This window comes from Streptomyces sp. 13-12-16, from assembly GCF_002114215.1.
Taxonomy (GTDB): Bacteria; Actinomycetota; Actinomycetes; order Streptomycetales; family Streptomycetaceae; genus Streptomyces.
Map to the genome: position 1 here is coordinate 1 of NZ_NCTE01001498.1, position 1,546 is coordinate 1,546.

At 73.2% G+C, this 1,546-nt stretch carries 2 protein-coding genes and 1 pseudogene; 1 reads left to right on the forward strand and 2 read right to left on the reverse strand.

The genetic code is table 11. The features are described from left to right. Window positions 1-46: 46 nt before the first annotated feature. Both B7767_RS47135 and B7767_RS45575 read right to left on the reverse strand, forming a co-directional pair. Entirely contained in the window at window positions 47-214 is a 168-nt protein-coding gene (locus B7767_RS47135) for a hypothetical protein (RefSeq protein ID WP_179167568.1), read from the reverse strand. 585 nt (window positions 215-799) lie between these two features. Beyond that, on the reverse strand, window positions 800-1,042 hold the full coding sequence (locus B7767_RS45575) for a hypothetical protein (RefSeq protein ID WP_143653036.1): 243 nt from the start codon (window positions 1,040-1,042) through the stop codon (window positions 800-802). A 172-nt stretch (window positions 1,043-1,214) separates the two neighbouring features. On the opposite strand from B7767_RS45575, the pseudogene B7767_RS47140 reads away from it, so the two are divergent. After that, window positions 1,215-1,546: pseudogene (locus B7767_RS47140) on the forward strand (hypothetical protein); the annotation flags it as partial.

Genomic DNA, 1,546 nt, shown 5'->3' on the forward strand with positions numbered 1-1,546 from the left:
CGGCGCGGGCCCGGTGACACCTGTGCCGGACCCGCGCGGGACCGGGTCAGCGCCGGCGGGACCAGCCGGTCCCGACTCCCGCCACGTGCAGGGCCAGGGCGGTCAGCCCCAGCAGCATGACGTTCACCGAAGAGAACACGTCGTTGGTGCCGATCTCCGCCGCGTTGATCAGGAACGCGATGAAGAAAAGCACCGCAGCGACCATACCGAGCATGAACGGGCTCCTCTCATAGGGATGAAGCCCGTATGCCCGGCCGTCGCGCTCACAGACGTACCGGAGGACCCGGACTTGACGGCCGGCCGACGACCTCGTACGAGAACCCGGCCGGCCCCTGGACGCCGCCCGTGCTGTCGCCTCCGACCATGCCCGTGACCGTAAAGAGGCACGGAACCGGGATGAGGGCCGGGCCGGCACCTCCGCCTCCGGACGGGGTCCGCGTCGTCACGTCATGGCTCATGGAGATCCTCCGGAGTGGCGCATGCTCGTCCCCGGCGAGCGGACGACCGCCCTCGTCCGGTGCCGGCCCCGGCCTGGCGGTCGTCGAGGTCGATGGGGCCCAGCCCATGGGTCACCGGCCGGACCGGGGACGGGCCGGCCGGTGGGGTGCGCGACCCGACCGCGTCCCCGCCACCACCGCATCATCACCCGCACCGGCGCGGGCCGTTCTCCGCCCGTGCCGCTCGACCGGACCACGGTGTCCTGCGCACCCGCCCCGGTGCGGCCGACGGCGGACGCGACGACACACCCGGTCGTCGTTCGTCCGCGGATCCGCCCGCACCGGGCCTGCCGTCGCTCCCGTCAGGGCCGCTCGAGCCGCGTCCTCGCCGTGTCGCCCGGCCGGTCCGGCGAACGGCGCCTCCCTGCTTCCCAGAGGCACCAGGTCGACCACAGCAGCAGGACGAGGAAGACGGCGAGCAGGCCCAGCAACACCACGACCTGCCGTGCCGACCCCTGTTCCTGAACCAGGGTCAGCAACAGGCAGAGGGCCCAGGCGACCACACCGCCCGCATACACGGCTCTGAGCTGTCGCAACTGACCCATCGCTTCCATCGTCGCCCTCCCGAGCCGCACCGTCACGCGTCACCCAGCCGGTACCCCCGTCACGCGGCTTCATCGCACGCGATCGTGGCCGATCCCGCGACCGGCCGTCGATGCGACCCGTCGTTGCCGGAGGGCGGACGGTGCGCCGTCACACCGGTGCCAGAATGAGGCCATGGGCTTGGACGTGGTCGCCGGTGTGCTCGTCGACGCCGAGGACGACTACGCCGAAACGGTCCGCGCCGACTTCGCCGCGATCGGCGGGCTGCTGGAGCGTGCGGGGCTGCGGCGGTGGACCGAGCCCGATCCGGCCGGGGCGAAGAGCGCGGAGTTCGAGGTGTGGGGCTACTCGGGCCTGCACACCGTTCGTCGTCTCGCCGTCCACCTCGCGGCGGGCGGGCGCCTGCCCGAGCCGTTGGGCGAGGGCTCGCGCGGTCGACGACCCGCTCCTGCGCGAGGTCCAGGAGGCCCTCCCCGCCGATCCTCCCGGACCGTTCGACCGTCTCG